Genomic DNA, 26,337 nt, shown 5'->3' with positions numbered 1-26,337 from the left:
TTCACGGATTCGGCGCGGTTCTTCGCGACACGGGCGATTCTGGGTCGGGGGGATTTGCGTCGATCGTCGCGGTGATCGGGGGGCGATTCAAATACTTCCACTACATGCTCGCTGAACATGGCGTCGTGGGGGGAGTGGTATTCTTGGTTGGGGCGGTCTATTTAGGATCGTTGGCAATGAAACGGCTCGATTGCCGGCTGCTGTTCATGATCCCCATGCTCTTTCTCATATTCTTGTCCCTCATGTTTCTGAGCCTGCGGCCGCTGAGATTCATCGCGCAGGAACCGAGATACGTCATCCTGTTGGCCCCGTATCTGGCGATTGGCGCGGCCGGTGCGATTGCCGCGGCATGGGGCCGGATTAGGGACGACGTAGTTCTGCGCCGCTGCTTCTCCGTCCTGCTGGCCGCGACGGCGGCAATCAATCTCTGGCTGCCGAACTATAGAAACGCGCTGGTTCCAGTCGCGACCACTCTACGGAACTCCGTCGCTCTGAGCAAAACATCGGGAGCGACCTATCTGGTCTTGCCGTGGTATTACCGGTGGTCGGCCCCGGATGGTCCGACGCTCAAAGGAATCGAGGTGCGCTATACGGAGCCGAAGGCCGATTACGCGGAGCGCGTGGATCGGGCGATGTATCTGGGCCGCTTCGACTACCAGCTTGGCCAAATCGACACGGCCATTGCGGATGGTCGTCCGGCGGCGATTTTTGTTCCCGAGGACATGGGGTCCGACGCAACCGTTGAATCTTTGCAAGCGCGCGGATTTCGCAAAATCGATTTGCTCGGTTCAACATCTTCATTGAGGAATTGGATGGAATTCCTTGGTCTTGCAAAGGGGGATACGGATTGCGGCTGGCTGTACGTGCGGAAGTAAGCGATTTCGTAATGATAGGCGGCCTATGACGAGCGACACCGATATCCGCACGCCGCAGGTTGACGCGCGCCGGCAACATCGTCTGGAACGGGTGCGAAAGATTCTTGCTTGCCCGGATTGCGGTCATCCGTTGGCGAGCGCCGGCGATGTGCCGATTGCCACCTGTCCGCAATGCGGTCGACAATGGCAATTGGAGAGTCGGCAGTTCGTTTTCGAAGCCTTTAGCGAGCAGGAGTTGAAGGCCGACTGGTTGAATCGGGCCAAGGAAGCGGCCAAGCGGCGACTCGGCAAATTCTATCCTTGGACTATCAAGATTTTGTCGCCGGTGCATTGGGCGCCGCCCGTCGCCGCATTCCTGTCGCGTTTTCATCTGGATGAGGAGCTAGTCGCCGATCTCGGGTCCGGAACCAGCCAATACGATGAAAACGTCGTTTGCGTTGATGGGGCTTCCTATCCGAACGTCCATGTGGTTTGTCGCTTGGATCATCTGCCGTTTGGCGACGGGACGCTCGCTGGAATCATCAGCATTGCGGTGCTCGAACACGTGCCCGATCCTCCGGCGCACGTGAAGGAAATGTTCCGCGTCTTGCGCCCTGGGGGAAGGGTCCTTTGCTACATTCCGTTCATTGTCGGCTATCACGCTTCGCCCGATGATTTTCAGCGATACACGAAAAGCGGAATGAGAGAATTGTTCAGAGATTTCGAGATTGTGTCGCTGCGGCCTGGCGCGGGCCCAACGTCCGGAATGCTGTGGATTCTACAGGAGTGGTTGGCGCTGGTATTTTCATTCGGAAGCCAACGCTTGTATCGCCTACTGATGCCGCTTACCTGGATCTTGTCGCCGCTGAAGTACCTCGATGTGCTCCTGATCCACCATCCAGCCGCATCGGTGATTGCCAGCGGGTTTCTCATCGAGGCCCGAAAACCGGGCGGCTAACAATGGCGGGAATTACGAGCGAGATAAACTACGCGTTAGGCCCCGACGGCGTTTATTTGCCAGCGCGCCCAGTGCGTCATCGCGAGGATGAATACGACCCCCACGCTTTCGAGCAATTGCGGCGGATGCAGGAGCGGCATTTCTGGTATGCCGGTCGCCACCGCTTCATTCTGCGAAGCGTTCGCCGCGAATTGCGATCGACCGCCGGAGAAGCGCAGCGACCGCGCGCAATCGACTTGGGGGGCGGTTGCGGAGGCTGGATCAAGTATCTGAAGGAAAACGCTCCCGGTCGATTCGGCGAGCTGGCCTTGGGAGATTCTTCGATTCGCGGCCTGCAACTTGCCGAGAGCGTTGTCGGCGCGGACGTCCATCGTTATCAAATTGATCTCTTGGACCTTCACTGGCAAGATCGCTGGGACATCGCATTTCTGCTGGATGTGCTCGAGCACATTCCGGACGACGTGAAGGCGCTCGAGCAGATTCGCTCGGCGCTTCGGCCAGGGGGTCTGCTGTTCGTGGCGACGCCGGCGCTGAGGTGCTTTTGGTCGTACAACGACGAACTCGTCCATCACGTCCGACGTTATTCGCGCGGCTATTTTCGCAAGCTGGCCGTGCAGGCCGGATTGCAGTATTGCTACAGCCGCTACTTCATGTTCTTCCTCAGCCCGCTGTTGCTGCTCAGCCGGATCAAGCGGCCGAACATCAAGGCGATGACGCCAATTCAGATCCGCGATCATCTGGCCCGAACGCATCGCGTGCCGGCTGCCCCGATCAACGGCGCATTGCGCCTGGTCTTCGCCGCGGAAACGCCGCTGGGACTCTGGTTTCCGTTTCCCTGGGGAACGTCGATCCTAGGCGTGTTCCGAAAGCCTTAGCGAAAGGTATATTGGCATAAGCTCGAATGTCGTCCCGGCAGTTGCCATCCATTTATCCTATGCAATGCATCCTCGTTACAGGCGGCGCGGGTTTTATCGGGAGTTGCTTGGTGCGGCAGTTGATCGACGAGCGGATCCAGGTCGTCAACGTCGACAAGTTGACGTACGCGGGCAATTTGGATTCTTTGGGACCGGCACTGGACGACCCCCTGCACGTGTTCGTGCAAGCCGATATCAACGACGCTGCCAAAATCGGTGAGCTGCTCGACACGCATCGTCCCAGCGCGATCATCCACTTGGCGGCCGAGTCGCACGTCGATCGTTCGATTGACGGCCCCGCGGCGTTTATCGAAACGAACGTGCTAGGGACGTTTCACCTGTTGCAGGCAGCCCGCCGATATTGGAGCCGGCTCCCCGGAGCCGATCAATTGCATTTTCGATTCCTGCAAGTCTCGACCGATGAAGTCTACGGCTCGCTCGGAACCGATGGCGCGTTCTGCGAAACGACAGCCTACGCGCCGAACTCACCGTACTCGGCTTCCAAAGCCGCCGCAGACCACCTTGTTCGCGCCTATCACCATACCTACGGACTGCCGGTCCTGACGACCAATTGCTCGAACAACTATGGCCCGTATCAATTCCCAGAAAAGCTCATTCCGTTGATGATTCTCAACGCTCTAGAGGGCAAGCCACTGCCCGTCTATGGCGACGGGCAGAACGTTCGCGATTGGCTGTTCGTCGAGGACCATTGCCGCGCGCTTCGGCTAGTTCTCGAGAAGGGGACTCCGGGCCAGGTGTACAACATCGGGGGAAACTGCGAGCGAGCAAATCTCGATGTGGTCCGCGGGATCGCCGCCATCGTCGATCGCCTCCGGCCAAGTCTTCCGCACGCACCGTGTTCGAGTCTCATTCGATTCGTGGATGATCGCCCGGGCCACGACCGGCGTTACGCAATCGATGCCAGAAAGATCGAGCGCGAACTCGGCTGGCGCCCTCAGCGGCAGTTCGAATCGGGGCTCGATCTGACCGTTGCGTGGTATCTCGATAATAAACGATGGGTCGAGCGCGTCGCATCCGGCGAGTACCGTCGCGAACGGCTCGGGCTAATCCAGGAGTGCAAACCATCGTGACGGCGCCAACTCTTTGCAAGAAGGGGATCGTTCTGGCCGGCGGGGCAGGCTCGCGGCTCCATCCGGTGACGCGCGCCGTCTGCAAACAATTGCTGCCGGTGTACGACAAGCCGATGGTTTATTATCCGCTGTCGGCTCTGATGCTGGCGGGAATCCGCGACGTCCTCCTGATCACGACGCCCGAGGACCTGGCGGCGTTTCAGCGATTGCTGGGAGACGGCTCGCAAATCGGCATCTCGATCCGCTACGCGGCCCAACCGAAGCCGGAAGGTTTGGCGCAGGCGTTCATCATCGGACGCGAATTCGTCGGCGTGGATCGCGTGGCGCTCGTCTTGGGAGACAATATTTTCTTCGGGCAAGGATTCCAATTGTATCTCGCCCGGGCCGCGGAACGGCATGCGGGAGCGACCATCTTCGCCTACCCGGTCAAAGATCCCCAGCGTTATGGCGTGGTGGATCTCGACGAGCGTGGCCGGCCGAGTTCGATCGAAGAGAAACCGACCGTTCCCAAATCCCGTCTGGCTGTGACGGGACTCTACTTCTACGACAACGACGTGCTTGAAATCGCCGCCGGCCTCCGCCCCTCGGCGCGCGGCGAACTGGAGATCACCGACGTCAATCGCGAGTATCTGCGGCGCGGCAAGCTGTTCGTCGAATGCTTCACGCGCGGCTTCGCTTGGCTCGACACGGGCACCCACGAGTCGCTGATTCAAGCCGCCAATTTCGTCGAAACGATCGAATCCCGGCAGGGGCTCAAGATCGCCTGCATCGAGGAAGTCGCGTTTAACAAGGGATTCATTACGGCCGAGCAGTTGGTGGCCCTGGGGCGAGGCATGAACAACGACTATGGGCGGTATTTGATCCAATCGGCCGACGATCGTTGACCTAAGAGCGCCTAACAAATCCGGCAGGGAGAAGGGGACGGTCCCCGTTTTGCTTCGCAGACTGCGCAAAAAGGGGACAGTCCCCGCCGGATTTGTTAGGCGCTTTAAGTCTGGCCGCGCCCCTTCAGTCCCGTCAATCGTTCCGAGCGCGCCATCCGGTCTGACCCGCAAGCTATGGCGGCGACGGGTTGAGGCTGGCGACCAGCGGCGGCTTGCGGTCGTCGTCCCGCACAAGATAAAATTGAGGAACGCGCTGTAATCCGCTCCCCGGCCCGGAACCAGTCTTCATGCCGCCTAAGATTCCGTTTGTTCGCCCCTACATCGGCGGCAACGAGCTTGAATACGTCACCGAAGTGGTGCGCACGGGCAAGATCGACAGCGACGGTCGCTTCACTTGCGCCTGTGCCGAATTGCTCGAAGAGCGGTTCGGCATCCGCAAAGTGCTGATGACGCCCTCCTGCACGTCGGCCCTCGAATTGGCCGCGATGCTGTGCGATTTGGGGCCGGGGGACGAGGTGATCATGCCGTCGTACACGTTCGTGTCGACGGCCAATGCCGTGGCGCTCCGCGGCGCGAAACCCGTTTTTGTCGATATTCGGCCCGATACGCTCAACATCGACGACCGTCTGGTCGAGGAGGCGATCACCGACCGCACGAAGGCCATTTTCGCGGTTCATTATGCCGGTGTGGCTTGCGAGATGGACCACCTGTCGGCAATTTCGGAAAAATACAAACTGGTGCTGGTGGAAGACGCGGCCCAGGCGGTGAACGCATCGTACAACGGCAGGCCGCTCGGCTCGATCGGCCAGCTTGCAACATTCAGCTTCCACACCACGAAGAACTACGTCTGCGGCGAGGGGGGCGCGCTGGCGATCAACGATCCGGCGTTCGTCGAGCGGGCCGAAATCCTCCGCGAAAAGGGGACCAACCGCAGCCAGTTCTTCCGCGGACAAGTGGACAAATACACTTGGGTCGACATCGGTGGCTCGCATCTGCCAAGCGAATTGACGTGCGCGTTCCTGCTCGGGCAATTGGAGCAAATGGACGCCATCCAAGACCGCCGCCGCGAGATCTTCGAGTTTTATCGCTTGCAGTTGGCCTCGCTGGAGCAAGTGGGCGTCATGCGACTCCCGTTTATTCCAGAGGGTTGCCAGACGAATTATCACATGTTTTTCATGTTGGCGACCGACGGCGCGACGCGCGATGCGATCTTGGATCACCTCAAGGCGCAAGGAATCGGTGCCGTCTTCCATTACGTTCCTCTGCACAGTTCACCGATGGGCCAACGCTTTGGATATTGCCCAGGGCAATTGCCGGTTACGGAAGATCTGAGCGCTCGCTTGCTGCGATTGCCAATCTACGTCGATCTTTCCCCAGACGACCAATCGCGAATCGTACGCGCGATCGAGAGATTCTATACCTCGCCGCTGGGGAGCCGTGCGACCGATCCTATCGCCGAGACCGCGATTTGAGCACCGCTCGAGTCCGCGCAATTGCTGGTGAACTTCGATGTTATGAGCAGACTCGACACGATAACCGAAGCGAGCACGGGAAGCCCTTCCTCCGCGCCCGCAGTAGGTTTCCGTACCCAGCAGGCTACTTCGCTGCCCGGCGGAATCTCTGTGGTTGTGCCGGTTTACAATGGCGAGGGAACGCTCGCGGAGTTGGTCGAACGGCTTTCCACGGTATTGCCCAATTGCGCCACCGCATACGAGGTTATTTTGGTCAACGACGGAAGCCGCGATCGAAGTTGGAAACGCGTTTGCGAATTGGCGGAACTGCATTCGTGGGTCCGCGGCATTAATCTCATGCGCAACTATGGCCAACACAACGCGCTGTTGTGTGGGATTCGCTCCGCTAGCTTCGACACGACTGTTACGCTCGACGACGATTTGCAGAATCCTCCCGAAGAGATTCCCAAGCTTGTGGCGAGGCTCGCGGAGGGACACGACGTCGTCTATGGAAAACCATTGCGAGAGCAACATGGCCTTTTGCGTGACGTCGCATCACTGGTCACGAAGCTCGCCTTGCAAACCGCTATCGGCGCGGAAACCGCCCGCGACGTGAGTGCCTTTCGCGCGCTGCGCACAAACGCCCGCGGCGGTTTCGAGCATTTTCACGGACCGTTCGTCTCGGTCGACGTACTTCTCACCTGGGGAACGAAGCGATTCAGTGCGATTCCAGTTCGACACGAACGTCGGGCCTCCGGACTTTCGAACTACACTTTCCGAATGCTCGTTGCGCACGCGATGAACATGATGACCGGATTCAGCACGTTGCCGTTGCGGATCGGCAGTTTCTTGGGATTCTCCTTCACCTTTTTGGGAATCATCGTACTCATCTACGTCGTCGGAAGGTATTTGATCCAAGGTAGCTCAGTTGCCGGCTTCCCATTTCTCGCGGCAATCATCGCAATTTTTTCAGGAGTTCAATTGTTCACGTTGGGAATCATCGGTGAATACTTGGCTCGCATGCACTTTCGCTTGATGGATCGGCCCGCCTATGCGGTGCGTGAGACCGTCGGTTGCGGCCCGAATTCGAACCAGCTCCCGTGACCGGATTTCGACATGCCGTCGTATGAATCGATGGAGTGGGACTCCTCATTTTTTGGATTCCGGGTGGCCCGGATTCGTCCCTCCTCAATGAGCCAAGAGCAGCTCGGCGAGACATTGCTAGAGATGCGACTTGCGGGAGTTAAGCTTGCATATTGGTTCGCGGCGGACAATGTTCTTTCCAATGAAGTGGCCAGACTCCGCGGGGGCTTCTTGGCGGATCGGAAGACGACTTTTGTTGCCGACTTACGCGCCGTTGAACCGGATGATTTTGCCAACTTGGATCAGATCGAATTCTTCCAATCGAAGACCCCGACGCCCGAATTGGAGGAACTTGCGATCGAGAGCGGAGGCATGTCGCGTTTCCGATTGGATCCGCGAATGCCCGCGGGCGGATTCGAAGAGCTTTACCGAACTTGGATTCGGAAATCTGCCGAAGGAACGATGGCCCGCGGGATTCTAATTGCCAAAGATTCAACGGGATCGATCGCTGGGATGGTTACTCTCGGAGAAAAGAATGGCCGCGGAGATATCGGTTTGCTCGCAGTGGCGGCCGCCGCACGGGGCCGAAACCTTGGCCGGCGTCTGGTCAATGCTGCACAGCGCGAATTTATCACGCGCGGTTTCGAGCATGCCCAGGTTGTTACGCAAGGAGACAATCGGCCGGCGTGCCAACTCTACGAGTCTTGCGGCTACAGCGTCGAAAAGGTTGAACTCGTCTTTCATTTCTGGCTGGATTCCTAATCGTCCCAAACCGAAAGTTTCAACGGAAGAGTGTTACACTATAATGAGGCGGTACACGCGAAGCAATTGTGCCGCGACGCGCTCGATGTCAACCAAGGGGAGACAACCGGTGATCCAAGCAATCGCATCATCGACGAAGCTGCGGAAGCTCAATCTTGGCTCTGGCAATTATCCGCTCAAGGATTACGTTAACGTCGATTTCCTCCCGGCGCTGAAGCCGGATGTGGTCCACAATCTCGATGAGTATCCGTACCCGTTCGAGGCGGGCAGTTACGACCGAATCTTCGGTTCGCACGTGCTTGAGCACCTGAACGACCCGTTCGCGTTCATGCGCGAGTGCCATCGGCTGCTCGCGGTGGGCGGGGAATTGCACATCAAGGTGCCGCACTTCTCGCGCGGATTCACACATCCAGACCATAAGCGCGGCTTCGATGTTTCATTTCCGTTGTATTTCAATCCCAAGATGCTCCCCTGGTATGTCGGCTGCCACCTGGACCTGAAGCAGATGCGTTTGCACTGGAACGCGCAACCGTATCTCAAGGCATACGTCGCCTCTCGACCGGCGGTCGTCGCGGCCTCGGCGGTCGGAGCCGTGATCGACGCAGTTGCCAATCTGATCCCGATGGTCTTTTCGAGACTGTTCTGTTTCTGGGTGGGCGGTTTCGAAGAGATTGAGTACGTCTTCGTGAGGCCGGCCGACTAATCGCTGCTGATAATTGCAGAACCAGCTGGACTGCGTCATTGTCAAACGGGGCACACGTTTTTGAGAGCCGAATTCGTCAAACTGTTGAGCTGCCCTAGCTGCGGGCATGAATTCCGCCTTGATGCGCCGGCAGATCAACCAGGTGCTGACGGGCACGTCATGCAAGGCGCGCTTCACTGCGACAATTGTCGAGTTTCATTTCCAATCGAGCGTGGCGTTCCGCGGTTGTTGCCGAACGATTGCAACCGGTCATCACTTCGCGAGAACACGGCAGAGAGATTCGGATTCGAGTGGAATGAGTTCTCGACGTTCGATCCGGCGGAAGAAGAAAAGAGCATGGCCACTTGGTTCTGCCCGAGGCGATTGACCGACCTGGCGGGGTTGACGGTACTCGACGCAGGGTGCGGGATGGGGCGGCATGCGACGATAGCGGCCCGGCACGGTGTTGCGCGGTTGGTCGGCATTGATTTGGGGAGCGCCGTCGAGGCGGCGTTCGCGAATACGCGCGATCTCGAATCGGTTTGCATCGTGCAAGGGGATATTTACCACCCGCCTCTTAAGGCCGACGCGTTTGACGCCGGCTATTCATTGGGCGTGTTGCATCATTTGCCCGAGCCGAAGCGCGGTTTTGCCGCCTTGGCGTCAAAGATCAAACCCGGCGGCTGGTTTCAGGTGTGGGTTTACGGTCGCGAGGGAAACGGGGGCCTGCTTTATGTTCTAAACCCCATGCGACGGATCACCTCGAAGATGCCGCTCCGGATGCTGAAAGCGATGTCGGCGGTGATCGCCGTGCCGGTTGCGCTGGCGGCGAAGAGTTTGTATAAATTGCCGGGCATAGGCCTAAGATTGCCATATTCGGGCTATATGCGCTGGTTGGCCAGCGGCTCATTCGCAAAAATCCACGCGATCGTGTTCGACCAACTATTGGCCCCCGTGGCATACTATATGCGTAAGGATGAAGTGTTGGACATGGTCGCCGTCGAGGGTTGGACGGTGCAGGGGATCGAGCATAGCCGGGGGATGAGCTGGGGCGTGACGGTCGAGCGGAACGGAGAGCGGGCGGCGGACGACCAAACTCAGCACCGGTTGCAGAGCGCTGACACCGGCGGTTGAACGGAGCCGGAGGTTTGAAGTTGATTTGACGGGTGCCATGGCCACTGCTCTGAGTGGCCATGTGGCGGCGATGTCGCATGCCCACGCCGACCTGCTGGCGCAGGTGCCCGCGTGGGCATGGCACCCAGCGTTCCCTACGTTGAATTGCTGCAAAGACTGACATGACCTCGAAACAGGGCAACGGGATCGTCGACGATCGGACCGAGCTTGACGCCGAGGTTCCGTTGTCGGATGCGGTGCCCGATAACGCGGATCGCGCGGGCGCGTGCGATCTGTCCGTCGTCGTCCCCGTCTACAACGAAGAAGAGAGCTTGCGGCCGCTGGATGCCGAGATCCGGGCCGCGCTGCGCGCTACGGGCCGATCGGCGGAGATCATCTATGTGGACGATTGTTCGCGAGATGGTTCGCTCGCCGTGCTCGAGGAACTCTGCCGTGAGTCGGAAGAGACCGATCTGCGGACGCGCGTGATCCGCTTTCGTCGCAACTTCGGGCAGACGGCCGCGATGTCGGCCGGTTTTCAATTGGCCGAGGGAACGGTCGTGTTTCCCCTCGATGCCGACGGCCAGAACAACCCGGCCGACATACCGCGGCTATTGGCGGAGTTCGAAAAGGGCTACGACGTGGTGAGCGGCTGGCGGCGGAATCGGCAAGACAAAGCGGTCTCGCGAAAACTGCCCAGCCTCGTTGCCAACAAGCTGATCGGTCGCGTCTCCGGAGTGAAACTGCACGATTACGGTTGCACGCTCAAGGCCTATCGCGGCTCGATGCTCAAGGAATTGCACCTCTACGGCGAGATGCACCGCTTCATCCCGCTCTATCTGGCCATCCACGGCGCCAAGGTCACCGAACTCCCCGTCGATCATCGGCCGCGAAAGGCCGGAGTAAGCAAGTATGGCAGTCGGCGGATCTTCAAGGTGTTTCTCGACCTGTTGCTGATCCGCTTCATGACCCGCTACTACAACCGGCCGATGCACTTCTTCGGCCAGGTGGCACTGGGATTCATGGCGGCGATGTTCGCGACGTTGTTTTTCATGATCGTTTTCAAATTCGGTTGGCTGCGGCTGATTGGAATCAACTACTCGGCGAGTTTCATCCAAACTCCGCTGCCGGCCATGGCGGCGAGTTTCATGATCGGAGCGATCATGTCGCTGTTCTCCGGAATCCTCGCCGAAGTGCTGATCCGCGTGCATTACGAGTCGCGCGACGCAAGGCCGTATACTGTGGAAAAGATTTACGACTCGCGCGGCCGAGTCTCCGAACCGGAATCCGGGGAAGATTATGTGCGGGATCATGGGAATCGGGGGCCCGCGCGGTCCCGCCCTCGTTAGACAGTTCCTGCCCGGCTTGGCGCATCGCGGTCCCGATTCCGACGGACAATGGGAATCGCCGGAGCTGACGCTGGGGCACCGGCGTTTGGCCATCATCGGGCTCGACGAAGGGGGCCGGCAGCCGATGGTCAGCCGCTCCGGTCGCTCCGTGATCACGTTCAACGGCGAAATCTACAACTATCTGGAAATCGCCGATCGGCTGGAGGCGCATGGCCACGCCGTCGATCGCCGATACGACACGGCCGTGCTGCTGGCCGCGCTCGAGGCCTGGGGAATCGAGATCCTCCGCGATTTCAACGGGATGTTCGCCTTCGCCTGGTATCGCCCGGCGGAGAAGCGGTTGATTCTGGCCCGCGACCGCTGGGGGAAGAAGCCGCTGTTCTGGGGCCGCGTGCGATTGGACGATGGCAGCCGCGTGCTCGCTTTCTCCTCGGAGCTTTCGCTGTTCACTGGCTTGCCGGGAGGTCCGCCGGATCCCGACCCGCTGGGCGTAGCCCGCTACATGGTCTACGACGGCATGCCGGAGGCGCGGACGGTTTATCGCGGCGTCGAAAAGCTGCCGGCCGCGTCGTGGGTCGAGCTGGACACCGACGGAAATCGCTTGAACGGCGGCACGTTCTGGCAGTTCGAGCCCAATCCGAAGCCGATCGGAATCGCGGACGCGGAGGAGCATTTTCTAACGGGACTCAAAGACGCGTTTCGCCTGCGGTTGCGCAGCGACGTGCCCGTCGGCCTGTTCTTGAGCGGCGGTTTGGATAGCTCGCTGTTGGCCGCCGTCTGGCGGATGGTGCGCCCCGACGACACGATTCGCACGTTCACAATCGGCTTCAAAGAGCCTTCCTACGACGAGCGGTGGAGCGCCGAGCTGATGGCAGAGGCCGTCGATGCCGAACATCATACGCTCGTAATTGGCGATCAGGAGTTGCAACGCGAACTCGACTTTGTTTGGGATAATCTCTCCGAGCCGTTCGGCGATCCGAGCATTGTACCGACGTCGCTCCTTTGCCGCTTTGCTCGGGAGCATGTGACGGTGGCGCTCGGCGGCGACGGCGCCGACGAACTCCAGGCCGGTTACGATCCTTTCCGGGCCTGGTTTCCCGCGCGGATGATGGAGCGCATCTTGCCGCGAAAGCTGTGGTACATGGCCACCAAGACGATCGAACGGCTCTCGCCGAACGATCCCTCGAATATGTCGCTGCGCTTCAAGGCCCGGCATTTTTCGCAAGGCCTGTTGCACCCGCCGCAAGAGCGAATTCAAGGCTGGATGGCCAGCTTCCCGGTCTGGATGGCGGCCCAAGCGCTCCATCCCGACCTGGCGCGGCAAATCGACATCGAGGAGATTCTCGAGCCGACGCGGCGAGCTTTCTCGGAGGCCAAGCACGCGGGCGACGTGCATGCCCAAGTGGCGACGTGGATTCGGACCTATCTCGAATGCTCGATTCTGACGAAGATCGATCGGGCCAGCATGTTCCATGCGCTCGAAGTCCGCGCGCCGCTTTTGGACGCCAACCTCGCCAGTTTTCTGGGCGATCTGCCGGCGAACTTGATCTTCCGCGGCGGCAAGGGTAAATACCTGATGCGCCGCGTCGCCGCCAAGCTGCTGCCACTGGCCTTGATGCGAAAACCAAAGAAAGGCTTCGGTGTCCCCCAGGCTACTTGGCTCAGGACGATCCTTTGCGAGCGCATGGACGACGCGCTCGAACAAACGCGGCGCGGCGGCTGGTTCAACTACGATGTGATCCATGCCGCCTGGCAGGACCATCTCTCGGGCCGCGCCGACTATCGGCGCGCCTTATGGAACTTCTTGTTCTCGTTCCCATTCCAATCGGCGGGAATTGGCAAAAGCCGAAACGGATTTGGAGCTGCGGGCGGACAATCGGCCGCCGGCACGGTACGCGTCATTAGCCGGGCCTAGCGTAGCTTCAATGCTGAATTGATGGGTGCCATGGCCACAGCTCTGAGTGGCCATGCCCGTCGCGGCTCATGCCCACGCCGACCCGCTGGCGCGGTTGCCCCGCGTGTGGGCATGGCACTCGACATCCACCCAGTCTAGGGCAATTGCAGAGCCTCGTGGCCTGCGCGAGTGGCTGCGGCTTGCCAGATCGCCAAGTCGATCGTGTCGCTGATGGTTTGGGTCGAGCCGTCAGCCATCGCCGCGTTGACCAGCCCGGGGTGAGCGCTCCGCGCCGCGGCGCTCCAGGCAGTCGCCGTCGCTCCCTGCGTGCCGGTAAGTGGACTCTGCGGCGGTAGGACGGTGTTGTCGCAGAACGGAATTACGTCTGCTGGCTGATTGTAAGGCGCGTTGGGGGCCGCCATGGCCGTGAAGTACGATGCCCCCATGGCCGCCCAAGTCCACGCGCCGCGATTATCGGTCGCCGAATTCACGCCCATCACCTCGGAGACGATCATCGTGTGCGACGAACCATCGGCAACGTCGGCCTGTCGTACTCCCTTGCGATATCCGACTCGCGCGCGGCCAACGGGAACCGGGCTTGCGGAAAGTTGGACGACCTCAAACATCCCCGCGGCCGTCGGTTGAAACGTTGGCTTGGGCAAGGCTGGAGGTGAAGGTGGATAAGCGGACGCATTGTATTGCCACGTCGAATATCCCCAGTTGCCAGCGTAATTCCCCTTACCAATCGGATTCGTGAATCCACCGACGCCATTCATTGGTGCGATGGCTTCCGCACTCGAACTCGGGCAAAGAAAAGTTTGAGGAACGGACGGCCCGACGGCGGTCCAAGTCGTGCCGTTCGTCGCCGTCCCTGCTTTCGCGCAGTCGTTGCAAACGGTCTGGGTTGCGCTTAACGCATCCATGCAGATCATCACGCTATTGAACAAGTCGCGCTGTTCAATCTGGGTCAAAACCTGGACGGCCCAATTTGGCCCGCAGCAGGTGCAGGCGCCGCCGCCGCTGCCGTTGATGGCCGTATAAGCTTGGGCGGGGGACATGCAAGTCGGGAGACCTGGGGGGAACGCGCCTTGTTGCGCCTCAAAATTCGCCAGTCCCAGCCCGAGTTGCCGCAGATTATTCAGGCACTGCGTGCGCCGCGCCGCTTCGCGCGCCGCCTGAACGGCGGGGAGCAACAGGGCCATCAGGATTCCGATGATGGAAATGACGACGAGCAGCTCGACCAATGTAAATCCGCGCCGTTCCCTGGACGCAAATCCGCGCCGTTCCCCGAACGAGAATCCGCGCCATTCCCTTGATGAATTCCGCATGAGAGCGTCTCCAATCTGGCTGCGACCGCACCCCTGTCCGGCTGGTCCGCGCGGCGTATTCGGCCATTCAAACCAACTTCAAGATACGCCTAAGCGACTGAATCCACAAGAGTTTTCGTTCGGAGGCGGAATTATCTTGAGAACGTCTGACAAATCCGGCCTGGAGAACGGGACAATCCCCGTTTTGCTCCGCCGACCATCGCGGCGATGGTGCCAGCGCAAAAGGGGACAGTCCCCGCCGGATTTGTTAGGCGTTCTTGGGTTTTCGCGAGCGCCGTTGACATCCGTGCGTCCGCCTTTAGATTAGAATGAAGAGGCATGTTTCGTGAGGCGTCCGTGGCATTCGCCGCGAACGATGCTCATTAGGCCGGGGCGGCGACGGATCCCGCGCGTTCCTTTTCGAGCCGACTCCACATCGGGACCGTGTGGTTTAGGGCAAGATTCTTGTCGGCTGGCAAACCAGCGGTGAGCCTTGGCCCAATCCGTTGACTTTCAGCAACGCCGTCGTGTACTTTCGGCAACCTCACCCACCTGGTCAAGCGATGGCTGGTCGGGATTAGGCCAAGCAGTTCGGCCGCACAGATCGCGCATCTCGCGTGATTGTGACATCGGCGGCGCAAGTCGTTATGGGGTATGCGATTTGCCAAACTAGACTTGGGAATTACCCCACGGGCGAAGCGATTTCTTGTTACATTCAACAATAGGGGACCGTTGTCACCCACGGGAACGGAGTGCGCGCTGAACTCAAACTCAAAATGCCCATCCTAGCCAAAGAATCCGACATCTTCCCGGAGCATCTGCTCGATGCCACCGAATCGGCCGGCACCGCGGCCGATCCCTGGTGGGCGCTCTACACGCTGCCGCGGCGAGAGAAAGAATTGATGCGACGCTTACGCGGGCTAGCGATTGGCTTTTACTCGCCGATCATCGAGCAACGAAAGCGATCGCCGCAAGGACGGATTCGCAAATCCTATTTGCCGTTGTTCGCGGGCTATGTCTTCATGCATGGCAGCGACGATGCACGGCACCGGGCGCTCACGACCAATTGCATTTCGCGTTGCCTAACGGTTCCCGATCACGACCGCCTCGTTGACGATCTGCGGCAGATTCGCCGGCTCATATTGGCGAATGTCCCGTTGACGCCCGAATCGCGAATTCAGCCCGGCACCCCCGTGCGTGTGCGCAGTGGCCCGCTGATGGGGGTCGAAGGAGTCGTCGTGCGGCGTCAGAATAAGGAGCGGCTGCTCGTTTCCGTACGGTTCTTGCAACAAGGTGCGTCGGCGTTGCTGGAAGATTTTCAAGTGGAAGCGATTTGACGCTAGCAGCGTCCGTCATGCAGAATGTTTCCAAATGGTTTGAATTCGACCAATTCATTGAACTCGGCGCAATGGGTCGCTATGCTGAACTCGGAGCTGCGTTGAGGCGAGTCCCGTTTGCTTGCCGGAGCCCGATCCGACGATTCCAGTCCAAGAGAAGCATCATTGATGGTAGGCGGCCGTGTCGAATCTGGTGCAGACTGGAATCCGGCGTCGGCCGTTAGACGACGGTCGTCCGATCGGGCAAATCTATCGGTCCATGATTTGATCGGCTTTGGCGCAACTCCTCTGATTTCATGATCAAAAGTCGCATCACGCCGCCGTGGTATATCCGGCGAGCGATCCTGGTTGTCGGAGTGCATTTGGCCGCGTTCGCGGCCGCTTATTGGGCGGCGTTCGCGCTGAAGTACGACTTCCCGTTCCCGGCCGACCAAACGGTCTTGTTTCTATTCACGCTGCCGGGCGTGCTGGTCATCAAGTCGCTGGTCTTCTCGATACTCGGCCAGTATCGGCTCTCGTGGCAAAGCGTCACGTTTTCCGATCTGGCATCGCTGATCAAAGCGGCGACGATCTCGGGGACGGCGATCGCCATTCCCTATTTCCTAATGGAATCGCACCTCAAACTGAGCTATAGAATCCCGTTCGTCGATTGGGCGATGACGATTTTGATCCTAGGCGGCCTGCGCGCCTTCTATCGTTTGTCGCGAGAGGAATTCCGCTTTTCGTTTTCCAGAAGCAGCGCTCAGAAGACGGTCATTATCGGCGCGAATCAATCCGGGCACACGCTAGCCCGCCATCTCCACTGCGAGCAGCATCCGAAGTATCGCGTGCTGGGCTTCTTGGATGAAGACACGACGAAGCACGGCTCATTGATCGGCGGACTGCCAGTTCTCGGTCCCCCCGACCGGGCGCCGCAAATTGCCGTGCGGCTGGATGTAAAAGAACTGCTCGTTATCTCGGGAACTTTGACGGGCAAGCAGCTTCGGCGGCTGATGGAAACCTGCGCCGCGGTCGATGTGTCGCTCAAGGTGATTCCGGCGTTCGAGGACCTGCTGACCGGCGATTATTCGTTTCAAATTCGCGATGTCGATATCAACGATTTGCTGCGCCGCGAGCCGGTCCAACTCAGCAGCGAAGAGATCGGCACGCTCTTGGCCGACCGCACGGTGCTCGTCACTGGGGCCGGCGGCAGCATCGGTTCGGAAATCTGCCGGCAGGTGCTGCGGTTCCATCCCAAACGGCTCGTGCTGGTCGAACGGGCGGAAAACAACCTGTTCTTGATCGAGCAGGAAATCCGCCGATCGAAGACCGATACCGAGTTGTTTCCTTGCATCGCCGATATCACCGATTGCCAGCGAATCGGCCAGATTTTCGCCGAGCACGAGCCGGCCGTCGTGTTTCATGCCGCGGCGCATAAGCATGTGCCGATGATGGAGACCAACCCCGGCGAGGCGATCAAGAACAACATCCTGGGCACCAAACAATTGGTCGAGCTGGCCGATGAACATGGCGTGCAAGAGTTCGTCATGATTTCGACCGATAAGGCGGTCAATCCGACGAGCGTGATGGGAGTGTCGAAGCAGATCGCCGAGCGCTACGTGCATGCTTTCTCCGAAGTGGCGACGACCAAGTTCGTGGTCGTGCGATTTGGCAACGTGCTGGCTTCCGCGGGGAGCGTGGTGCCAATATTTCAGGAGCAAATTCGCCTCGGCGGTCCGATCACGGTGACGCATCCCGAGATTGAGCGCTATTTCATGACGATTCCCGAGGCCTCGCAACTCGTGCTCCAAGCGGCGGCCATGGGCAAGGGGGGCGAGATCTTCGTGCTCGACATGGGAGAATCCGTCCGAATCGTCGATCTGGCCCAAGACTTGATCCGGCTCTCGGGGCTCGATCCCGACGATATCGAGATTGTTTTCACCGGACTTCGACCCGGCGAGAAGCTCTACGAAGAGCTGTACTTCGACGATGAAGAGATGCTCCCCACGCCGCATCCGAAATTGTTCGTCGCCTATCACCGGCCATACCATCTGACCGAAGTGAACCAGATGATCGAGGCCTTGAAGCCGATTGTCCACGAAACGACGGAAACGATCTCGCGCCGGCTTCGCGACTTGATTCCCGAATATACGCCGCCGGCCGTGGAGCATTCAGGGCCGGCAGCAGCGCCGCCCGCCAAGCCGATCTTGACCAACGGGCACTCCGATCCATCGCTGGCGAACGGGCACTCGGCGACGTTGGGCAGCGAGCAGGCCACCCATCTCGATTGACGGTAGTTTAAATTCTGATCGCGAACGCTCTGGAAATTGAAGGACATTCCGTCGGCATCGGTGACCCTTGCCTCATCGTCGGCGAAGTAGCCCAAGCGCACGACGGAAGCCTGGGGACAGCCCACGCCTATATCGACGCGATCTCACGAGCCGGCGCCGATGCGGTAAAATTCCAAACGCACATCGCCGCGGCCGAATCGACCGCCGCCGAACAATTCCGCGTCCGCTTTTCTCATCAAGATGCAACGCGATTCGACTATTGGAAGCGAATGGAGTTCGCGCCCGAAGCCTGGCGCGAATTGGCCGATCATGCTCGCGACATGGGGCTTATTTTCCTATCGACACCGTTTTCCTTCGCTGCCGTGGATCAGCTTCAGGCGATCGATACGCCGGCATGGAAAGTGGGATCGGGCGAATTGACGAATCTGCCTTTTCTGAAGCGCCTCGCCGGAACGGGCCGACCGGTGATTCTGTCGAGTGGAATGGCCTCGTGGGAGCATCTCGATGCCGCGGTGCACTTGGTTCGCGGCGCGGGGGCGCCGGTTGCCGTGCTGCAATGTACTACCGCATATCCGTGTCCGCCCGAGAAGATCGGCCTGAATGTGCTCGCTGAAATCCGCGATCGCTACGCATGCCCTGTTGGCCTATCGGATCATTCGGGCACCATCTATCCCGGCCTGGCCGCTGTGACGTTGGGCGCGAATCTGCTCGAGGTCCACGTCGTGTTGTCGCGCGAGTGTTTCGGGCCGGATGTGTCCGCATCGGTGACGACTGCCGAGTTGAAGCAATTAGTCGACGGGGTTCGCTTTCTCGAGAAGGCGGTTGCCAACCCGCTCGACAAGGACGCTGAGGCTGCTCAATTGGACGAGATTCGCGCGCTGTTCGGCAAGAGCATCGTCGCCGCGCGAGACCTGCCCTCCGGGCATCGATTGGGCACGGATGATTTGGCGCTCAAGAAACCCGGCACCGGAATTCCCGCCGCACGGCTCAACGAAGTGATCGGTCGGCGCTTGACCGTCGCGGTGACCGCCGACACCTTGCTCGCGGAGAACCATTTTGTCTGATAGAAATGTTGAGGACGCGCGGCGAAAGGTCTGCGTAGTGCTCGTCGATCGCGCCAATTATGGCCGCTTGAAGCCGGTGATGCAGGCGATTCGCGAGCGCCGCGGGCTTGAGCTGCAAGTCTTGGCCGCCGGCACAATGGTGCTTGAGCGTTTCGACCAGCCGGTGCGGGTCGTGCGGGCCGACGGCTTCCAAATCGATGGCGAAATCTACATCGAACTCGAAGGCTCGACCCCGGCGACCATGGCGAAGTCGGTTGGATTCGGGGTAATTGAATTCGCGAACGAGTTTCATCGGCTCAAGCCGGATATTGTGCTCTTGATCGGCGACCGTTACGAGGCATTGGCCGCCGCGATCTCCGCAGCCTACATGAACATCCCGATCTTTCACCTTCAAGGCGGCGAGGTGAGCGGCTCGATCGACGAAAGCGCTCGGCACGCGATTACGAAATTCGCGCAGTTTCATTTCCCTTCCACGCGCCGCTCGGCGGAATACTTGATCCGGATGGGTGAGCGGCCCGACACGATCCTCGGAACGGGATGCCCCAGCAGCGATATCGCTCGCGTTGTCTCGCGCCAGTTGACGCCTGAAATCGTGAACGCCCGCGGCAACGGCGTCGAGATCGACGTAACGAAGCCGTTCTTGCTGGTGATCTTCCATCCGACGACGACCGAATTCGGCGGAGAGAATCGTCAGATTCAGACACTGCTCTCGGGGCTCGACGCGATTCGAATGCCGACATTACTGCTTTGGCCAAACATCGACGCCGGTTCCGATCATATCAGCAAGATGATTCGGATTCATCGGACGCAAAGCCAAACGCCGTGGCTGCGAACACTGACGAACCTAGCGCCAGAGGACTACTTGAAGGTCCTGAGCAACGCCGCTTGCGCGATCGGGAATTCGAGCAGCTTCGTCCGCGATGCGAGCTACTTCGGCACGCCTGTTGTCCTCGTCGGCAATCGGCAGAACGGCCGCGAGGCGGACGTGCATGTCTCCAGGACGCCGGTCGAGATGGATCGGATAGTCGAAACAATTCGGTCGAAGGTTGCTCACGGGCGTTATCCTGCCAGCACATTGTACGGCGATGGTTGCGTTTCGCGCCGGATTGCCGAGGCGCTGGAGCAGTTGACGCCGTACCGACAAAAGCAGTTAGCATACACGATTGAGCAATCAATCCCCGAAACGTCGTAGGTACACTCCGTGTGCCGTGACAGCGACGGCACACGGAGTATGCCTGCTACATTGGTCGCGGCTTCGCCGGGCCTTTCCATTTGTTGACGAATCCAAAGATACTGATTGCCGAGCCGCTCGATTTTAGTCCCGCGGCATTGGCGATTTTGCGGAAGGTTGGAGAAGTCGAGTTGCGAGAGTGTCGGCGTGAAGATTTGGCTGCCGCATTCGCCGCGTACGACGTGATCTGGTTTCGCTTGGCATATCGGATCGACGAAACAATGATTGGATCGAGGCCGCGCTGCCGTATCCTGGCGACCCCCGTCACCGGACTGGACCATATCGATCTTGCAGCCTGCGAGGCGCAAGGGGTTCGCGTCGTGAGCTTGCGCGGCGAAACCGAGTTTCTCAAAAATGTACGAGCGACGGCGGAACTTACGATCGGTCTCACGTTCAGCCTATTGCGAAGAATCCCCGCCGCCCAGGTTGCGGCCCGGGAGGGGATTTGGGACCGCGATCAATTTCGCGGGCGGGAATTGTTCGGCCGCACGGTCGGGATCGTCGGCATGGGCCGGCTCGGAACTTTGGCCGCCGGTTATTTCAAAGCCTTCGGAACTCGCGTGATCGGCTATGATCCGCGCGATGATTACCCCACAGAGGCTGCAGAGCGCGTGGCGCAACTCGGTGAGTTGCTCGCCGAGGCGGACATCGTCGTGCTGCTGGTGAAATACGAAGAGGCCACGCGGGGCCTGATCGGCACGAATGAGTTTAGAAAGATGAAGCCCGGCGCGGTATTGATCAACACTTCGCGCGGCGGCATCGTGAATGAAGCGGCGCTGATCGACGCACTTTCGTCGGGCCGTCTCGCCGGCGCGGCGCTTGACGTATTGGACGGCGAACCGGCGATTCGCCCCGACCATCCGGTGGTTTCCTACGCTCGCAAGCATGTCAATGTGATTCTCACACCGCATATCGGCGGAAACACGATCGAGTCATTTGAGAAGACAGAGCTTTTCCTGGCGCACAAGGTCGTGGCGGCGCTCGCCGGGTGCGCGGCCGCCTGAACATGAGGATTTTGGGCATCATTCCCGCTCGAGGCGGTTCAAAGCGCCTTCCGCGGAAGAACTTACGGCTGCTCGCGGGCAAACCGCTCGTGGCTTGGGCGATCGAAGCGGCGCGCGGAGCGCAGCGCGTCGATCGACTCGTAGTTTCATCCGATGACGCCGAGATTCTGGGCCTTGCCACGACATACGACCAGCGATTGCCACTGCGGCGGCCCGCTGAATTTTGCACCGACACGTCGCCGGCCATCGACTACGTGCTCCATGCGCTCCGCAGCGTTGAGCCGGGCGAACCGCAGCGATTCGACGCCGTCGCGATTATTCAGCCGAGCAGCCCGCTGACGCTGCCGTCGGACATTGATGCGACAATTGATCTGCTTGAAACCTCAGGGGCCGATAGCGCCGTCACTGTCGTGGAAGTCAGCCACGATTTGCACCCGGCGAAGTTCAAAGTCATGCACGAGAATCGTCTATTGCCCTACTTTGAAGCAGAAGCGGGGCGGATGGCGGTCCACGAGTTGCCGCGGGTTTTCGTGCGGAATTGCTCTGTGTACGTGGCCCGCCGAACCGCAATCGACGCCGGGAGAATCATCGGCGATGATTGCCGCGGCCACGTCATGACGCGCGAGCGGTCGATCGATATCAACGATGAATTGGATTTGGCGTTTGCTGAATTCCTTCGGTCAGGGTGCCGCCCCCGGGATGCAATCCATTGAGCGTTGAAGAGATAAAAGACGCGACCGCCCAAGCTGTCGCCGGCGCGAAGTCAGTGATGCATGACATGCCGCCGGGCGGAATAAATACCGACGTCACGAGCGCGGCCAAGTCCGCACCTGGGAGTGATGGACAACGCCGAGGCCTGGTCCGCCGGGTTGTCGGCGGAACATTCAACTACGGTCTCGGTCAATCGATCCCAAAGTTTATCCAGCTCCTGCTGCTGCCAGTCTATACGCGGATCTTATCGCCGATGGAGTACGGGGGGATTTCTCTGTCGATCCAGTTCGGCGGATTTATTATGGCCTTGATGCGGCAGGGAGTGCCGGGAGCAGTCGCGCGATACTACTACGATCACGACGAAGGCCCTTCGCTGCGGGACTATGTTACGACTGTCGCCTGGTACTTGCTGGGTTCTAGCCTGCTCGTTGCGCTGGTCGCGACGATGGTATCTCCTTGGCTCTTGGGCTACCTGGTGCCTGGCCTGCCGCTGCCGCTGGCGTTTTTGGCGATCTTAAGTGGTATCGCGTATTGCAATGGAGAATTGCAGAGTCGACTGGTTCAAGCCCGCGAGCAATCTTCGTATCAAGCCCGACTGAACGTCGGCCGAGCCAGCATCTCGATCGTCTTGGCGATCCTTTTGGTCGTCGTTCTTCGATGGGGCGCGTTAGGAGTCCTTTCGGCGGAAGTGGTGTCGTACGGAGTGCTGGGTTTGGTGGCGATCTGGTATCTCCGCGCGGAACTGCGGGGACATTTTCGCCGGTCGATGCTGAAATCGTCGTTGAGTTACGGTTGGGGGATGATGCCAGGGGATTTTGTCGGCAACCTGACGCCCTTTGTGACCGGCGCGGTTCTGTCTGGGGTCCAAACTACCGCGGCGAACGGCCTGTTTTATCTGGCGCTTCGAGTGACGCAGCCGCTAACGATGTTGGGTCTTGCCTTTCAGACCGCTTACAATCCGGTTTATTTCTCGGTCCGGAAGGAAGGGACCGTCGCCGGACTGGATCGCCTGGCCGTAACGGCGCGCAACGTCTGGGCAGCGGCCGTCGCCTTCGCCATTGCGGCGGCCCTGATGGGACCACCGCTCGTCGTGCTGGTGACCCCGGGCGACTACCACGCGGCGGCGCCATTGGTGCCGATCTTCGCCGTCGGATTCTTGGGCATGACGGCATACAACTTACTCGGCCCGGAGATCTTTTTCAGCAAGCGAACATGGCTCATGCCGGTGATCGTCTATGGTTCGGCGGCTATCGAGATCGCGATCGCCGTGCTTACGGTGAAGACCTACGGTGCGGCAGGCGTGGCCTGGGGCAGTGCGGCTCGGATGTTGATGTCGGCGTTGGTTGCAGGCGTCATTTCATGCCGGTTGGTCGAGATCCCTTATTCGTGGTTCAGCATGATCCGAATTGCCGTTTGCGGTGCGGCGGCATATTTACCGACGCTCATAATTGGCGTGACGAGCCCATTTCTGCAACTAGCAATCGGCATGGGCGGCGTGGCCGTCTACATGGCGCTTCTTTGGTTGACAGGCGATCCGAGCGTCCGAGAAGTATTGGTGTTTGTGCGCCGTCAAATTGACAAGCGCGTTTCAATGGCGGCCTAGTGACCACTTGCATCTACTACGATCTCGAAGAGGTTTCGCCCGGCGACATCCAACTCGCGCGGCGGTGCGCGCCCGGCACGACGGAATTCGTCGCCCGCGGCGTCGTTTGGCCATTGGGGATCGGCGGCAGTCCCCCCGAGCATGTTCCTAGTCCGCGCGATTACGATTACCAAGCGGAATTGATGGACTGGATCGACCGCTTATTCCAGGCGTTGCTGCAAGCGAATGGCAGCGTTCACCAATGTGGGCATCAGGTTCGAACTCTCTTGGAGATTGCCCGGTATCACTTCTTCTTCGAATTTGCCGCCGTCGAGCAGCGTTGGCGCGCTCTCGTCGAAATGTGGCGGCGGCACGCCGCTGATCGAGTGATCTGGGTGGCGCCCGCCGGGCGGCTTCGGCAACTGACTGGTCTGGGAGATAACGCGTTGCCGGTTCGGATCGAGTTCGTCGGTGGTGCTGGTCCGCGCGGAGTCGCCAGCAGGCTCTTTGAAACGGCCAAGCAGATCGCGCGGCCACCGATCAAATGGCTGATTCACGGTTTGTCGCGGTTTACGATACCAACCGTTCGGACTCCTTCGCCCCTGGATACGCGCGTCGTATTTGCCGAGTATTTTCCAAATAGCGCCAAGGGCTTGTTGCCGGTGGCGAAATCGCTTGGCGACGACCACGGCATCGAGGTCATGTGGCTGGCGTTGCGCAAGCCGGTGGCCACTTTGATTCGCCGCTCGGGGATCGCTCCTCATTTGATAAATCAATTCGTGCCGGAGGCTGCCGACGCGCGGACTCCATTCACCATCGAGGATCGCGAACGGCTCGAAGACTCGCTGAATCAGCTTCCCGATCCGATCTTTCGCGGCACAACTGATGTGGTCGGGCGACGCTATCTTCAACCGGCCTTGAGACAGCACTTGACGTCGGCGCTTGAGCAAGCCACCTATTGGCTCGACGCGCTGATGCGCACGTTCGCTCGAATTCGCCCGCGTTGCGTGGTGTCAACGACATATAGCAGTATTCCAGGTCGGGCGGCGGCCATTGCCTGCCAAAGGCACGGCGGAAGATCGATCTATCTGCAGCACGGGTTGTTTCCGGATCGCGAATTCTTCACGCGGTTTTGCAACGACACGCTTCTGCTTTGGGGAGAAAGCAACCGGCGATTCATAACCAATCATGGAATTGGCGACGAACAGGTCCAAGTGGTCGGCGCGACAATCTATGACGATTTGGTTTGCCGCGCCAAGAGTGCCCGGTCAAAGCCTCTGCCAGCCCGTGAAGGTTCCCTTGCCATCGCCTATATGGCATCGCGGACTGGCGGCGCCGCCGTAAGTTATTCGACTGCTAAATTGTGCCTGTCGAGCGTTATCCAAGCGGCGAGCGAAATCGCCGGCGCGCGGTTGGTCGTCAAACTCCATCCCGGCGACAAGACCGGAATGGTGGAACGCCTGGTTGGAAAGCGTCGCGGTTGCACGGTCGTCAAGGAGGGCGGTTCTCAAGAGGTGATTTGCCAAAGCGACGTGGTAATCGTTCTTTCAAGCACGACGGGACTAGAAGCCTGCATGGCAGACAAGCCGTTAATCGTATTGCGCCCGGAAGGCGTGCCAGGCTTTGGGCCTTACGCCGAGTACAACGCGGCCCTCGAGGTGCCGGTCAATGGCGACGGCGACGCGAAAAGAATCGCCGAAGCAATTCAATCGCTCCGGAGCGACGCGAAACTCGCCCAAAGTCTCGCCGCGGGACGGCGGCGATTGGTTAACGACATGCTTAACGGCGGCCAGGGCAATGCCGCTCAGCTTTCGGCCCAAGCGATCGCGGCCCTACTGCAAGAGCCGGCCGAGGCCGCCGCCAAACTTGGTAATAATGCCTAGCCAAACCGCCGCAAAGTTCGCTAGACAAGCCAAGATGGTCTGCGTACCACCAGCTCAATGCCCGGCCTGCCGTTGTGAATGGAGTTCGACTGCAACGATCCATATTCCACTCGATGGTTGTGCCGATGAAATGTTGTCCGGGGACTTGGGGCGACTGCTCGATGAACTCAGCTTTGCACGGTGTGCGTCCTGCGCTTCGCTCGTTGCAATCGACGGCCGCCGCGACCCGGAACTGCTGGAGGAGGTTTATCGCACCTTGCCGGATTCCTATTGGTCTCGATTGAACCCGCAGACCAACTTCGGTCGCGTCATCGATCGACATTTGTCGCAGAGGCGCGACGGCGGCGACTTGTGGGACATCGGCTGCGGCTCCGGACACCTCTTGGAAAGCTTAGAGAATCGTTGGACGAAACACGGGATCGAGCCGGGTATTCGCGCCGTCGCACTGGCAAACCAGAGAGGCTTGGAGGTTCAGGCGGGAACGGCCGGGGCGTTGGGACTGAATCGGGTGGCCGACGCCGCATTGATGATCGACGTTGTCGAGCACTTGGCCGATCCCGTGACGGAATTGCGGGCCGTGGCTGAGATGCTTCGTCCTGGCGGCGTGCTCATCGTGTTTACCGGCGCCGCCGATGCCTGGACCGCGAGAGTTGCTGGATCGCTCTGGTATTACCTCCATTGCATTGGCCATGTCAGCGTGTTCAGTCGAGTCGGACTTGTCGCGATGTTGATAAAACTCGGGTTCACGAACGTGCAAACCCATCGCGTCGAGCATCCCGGCGGGGTTGGCACGGCGAAATGGTTGCGTCGGATTGGCGGCAACGGCATGCGCCGCGTTTTGGGTCGGCCCCCCGCCGCGATGCATTATTACCGAGACCATCAGCTCGTGGTGGCGTCGAAACCGCGATAAGAA

The 26,337-nt window shown here is 59.7% G+C and carries 22 protein-coding genes; 20 read left to right on the top strand and 2 right to left on the bottom strand.

Annotated elements, in window-relative coordinates; all coding sequences use genetic code 11:
- From VGY55_24515 to VGY55_24485, 7 genes are all read left to right on the top strand, one after another.
- The coding region (locus tag VGY55_24515) for a hypothetical protein (GenBank protein ID HEV2973154.1) at positions 1-875 on the top strand (875 nt) is incomplete at its 5' end.
- A gap of 25 nt (positions 876-900) precedes the next feature.
- Positions 901-1,812: a methyltransferase domain-containing protein gene (locus VGY55_24510; protein ID HEV2973153.1), complete on the top strand. Its 912-nt coding sequence runs from the start codon at positions 901-903 to the stop codon at positions 1,810-1,812.
- 71 nt (positions 1,813-1,883) lie between these two features.
- Complete coding sequence (locus VGY55_24505) at positions 1,884-2,687, top strand: class I SAM-dependent methyltransferase (protein HEV2973152.1); 804 nt, start codon at positions 1,884-1,886, stop codon at positions 2,685-2,687.
- Positions 2,688-2,746: 59 nt separating this feature from the next.
- Entirely contained in the window at positions 2,747-3,817 is a 1,071-nt protein-coding gene (gene rfbB, locus VGY55_24500; GenBank protein ID HEV2973151.1) for a dTDP-glucose 4,6-dehydratase, read from the top strand.
- On the top strand, positions 3,814-4,701 hold the full coding sequence (gene rfbA / locus VGY55_24495) for a glucose-1-phosphate thymidylyltransferase RfbA (protein ID HEV2973150.1): 888 nt from the start codon (positions 3,814-3,816) through the stop codon (positions 4,699-4,701). Before rfbB ends, rfbA begins: the two co-directional genes overlap by 4 nt.
- A 287-nt stretch (positions 4,702-4,988) precedes the next feature.
- Positions 4,989-6,173, top strand: coding sequence for a dTDP-4-amino-4,6-dideoxygalactose transaminase (gene rffA, locus VGY55_24490; protein HEV2973149.1), 1,185 nt, complete (start codon positions 4,989-4,991; stop codon positions 6,171-6,173).
- A 42-nt stretch (positions 6,174-6,215) separates the two neighbouring features.
- On the top strand, positions 6,216-7,256 hold the full coding sequence (locus tag VGY55_24485) for a glycosyltransferase family 2 protein (GenBank protein ID HEV2973148.1): 1,041 nt from the start codon (positions 6,216-6,218) through the stop codon (positions 7,254-7,256).
- 471 nt (positions 7,257-7,727) lie between these two features.
- Here the strand turns inward: VGY55_24485 and VGY55_24480 are convergent, their stop codons facing one another.
- Positions 7,728-7,979, bottom strand: coding sequence for a hypothetical protein (locus VGY55_24480; protein ID HEV2973147.1), 252 nt, complete (start codon positions 7,977-7,979; stop codon positions 7,728-7,730).
- A gap of 127 nt (positions 7,980-8,106) precedes the next feature.
- On the opposite strand from VGY55_24480, the gene VGY55_24475 reads away from it, so the two are divergent.
- From VGY55_24475 to asnB, 4 genes are all read left to right on the top strand, one after another.
- Positions 8,107-8,700 carry a methyltransferase domain-containing protein gene (locus tag VGY55_24475; protein HEV2973146.1) on the top strand — a complete coding sequence of 198 codons (594 nt, stop codon included), beginning with the start codon at positions 8,107-8,109 and terminating at the stop codon, positions 8,698-8,700.
- Positions 8,701-9,036: 336 nt separating this feature from the next.
- Complete coding sequence (locus tag VGY55_24470) at positions 9,037-9,813, top strand: class I SAM-dependent methyltransferase (protein HEV2973145.1); 777 nt, start codon at positions 9,037-9,039, stop codon at positions 9,811-9,813.
- A gap of 161 nt (positions 9,814-9,974) precedes the next feature.
- The gene (locus VGY55_24465; GenBank protein ID HEV2973144.1) at positions 9,975-11,141 is read left to right on the top strand and encodes a glycosyltransferase family 2 protein; all 1,167 of its coding nucleotides are present in this window, start codon (positions 9,975-9,977) and stop codon (positions 11,139-11,141) included.
- On the top strand, positions 11,104-13,056 hold the full coding sequence (gene asnB / locus VGY55_24460; protein HEV2973143.1) for an asparagine synthase (glutamine-hydrolyzing): 1,953 nt from the start codon (positions 11,104-11,106) through the stop codon (positions 13,054-13,056). Before VGY55_24465 ends, asnB begins: the two co-directional genes overlap by 38 nt.
- Positions 13,057-13,190: 134 nt before the next feature.
- On the opposite strand, the gene VGY55_24455 is transcribed toward asnB, so the two are convergent.
- Positions 13,191-14,363: a DUF1559 domain-containing protein gene (locus VGY55_24455; GenBank protein HEV2973142.1), complete on the bottom strand. Its 1,173-nt coding sequence runs from the start codon at positions 14,361-14,363 to the stop codon at positions 13,191-13,193.
- A gap of 755 nt (positions 14,364-15,118) precedes the next feature.
- Between VGY55_24455 and VGY55_24450 the strand changes: the two genes are divergently transcribed.
- From VGY55_24450 to VGY55_24410, 9 genes are all read left to right on the top strand, one after another.
- Positions 15,119-15,679, top strand: a complete 561-nt coding sequence (locus VGY55_24450) for a transcription termination/antitermination NusG family protein (protein ID HEV2973141.1) — start codon at positions 15,119-15,121, stop codon at positions 15,677-15,679.
- 296 nt (positions 15,680-15,975) lie between these two features.
- Complete coding sequence (locus tag VGY55_24445; GenBank protein HEV2973140.1) at positions 15,976-17,949, top strand: nucleoside-diphosphate sugar epimerase/dehydratase; 1,974 nt, start codon at positions 15,976-15,978, stop codon at positions 17,947-17,949.
- A gap of 11 nt (positions 17,950-17,960) precedes the next feature.
- Positions 17,961-19,013 carry an N-acetylneuraminate synthase family protein gene (locus tag VGY55_24440; GenBank protein ID HEV2973139.1) on the top strand — a complete coding sequence of 351 codons (1,053 nt, stop codon included), beginning with the start codon at positions 17,961-17,963 and terminating at the stop codon, positions 19,011-19,013.
- Positions 19,006-20,205, top strand: coding sequence for a UDP-N-acetylglucosamine 2-epimerase (gene neuC, locus VGY55_24435; GenBank protein HEV2973138.1), 1,200 nt, complete (start codon positions 19,006-19,008; stop codon positions 20,203-20,205). The genes VGY55_24440 and neuC overlap by 8 nt, the downstream gene beginning before the upstream one ends.
- An 80-nt stretch (positions 20,206-20,285) precedes the next feature.
- A complete protein-coding gene (locus VGY55_24430; GenBank protein HEV2973137.1) occupies positions 20,286-21,248 on the top strand; it encodes an NAD(P)-dependent oxidoreductase in 963 nt (320 codons plus the stop codon).
- A 2-nt stretch (positions 21,249-21,250) separates the two neighbouring features.
- Positions 21,251-21,961, top strand: coding sequence for an acylneuraminate cytidylyltransferase family protein (locus VGY55_24425; GenBank protein HEV2973136.1), 711 nt, complete (start codon positions 21,251-21,253; stop codon positions 21,959-21,961).
- On the top strand, positions 21,958-23,562 hold the full coding sequence (locus tag VGY55_24420) for a lipopolysaccharide biosynthesis protein (protein HEV2973135.1): 1,605 nt from the start codon (positions 21,958-21,960) through the stop codon (positions 23,560-23,562). Before VGY55_24425 ends, VGY55_24420 begins: the two co-directional genes overlap by 4 nt.
- On the top strand, positions 23,562-25,424 hold the full coding sequence (locus tag VGY55_24415) for a hypothetical protein (protein ID HEV2973134.1): 1,863 nt from the start codon (positions 23,562-23,564) through the stop codon (positions 25,422-25,424). The genes VGY55_24420 and VGY55_24415 overlap by 1 nt, the downstream gene beginning before the upstream one ends.
- 130 nt (positions 25,425-25,554) lie before the next feature.
- A complete protein-coding gene (locus VGY55_24410; GenBank protein HEV2973133.1) occupies positions 25,555-26,334 on the top strand; it encodes a class I SAM-dependent methyltransferase in 780 nt (259 codons plus the stop codon).
- Positions 26,335-26,337 lie beyond the last annotated feature (3 nt).

Source organism: Pirellulales bacterium (assembly GCA_035939775.1).
In the GTDB taxonomy this organism is placed as follows: Bacteria; Planctomycetota; Planctomycetia; order Pirellulales; family DATAWG01; genus DASZFO01.
The sequence above is the reverse complement of the archived record's forward strand: the minus strand, read 5'-3'. Positions and strand labels throughout refer to the sequence as shown.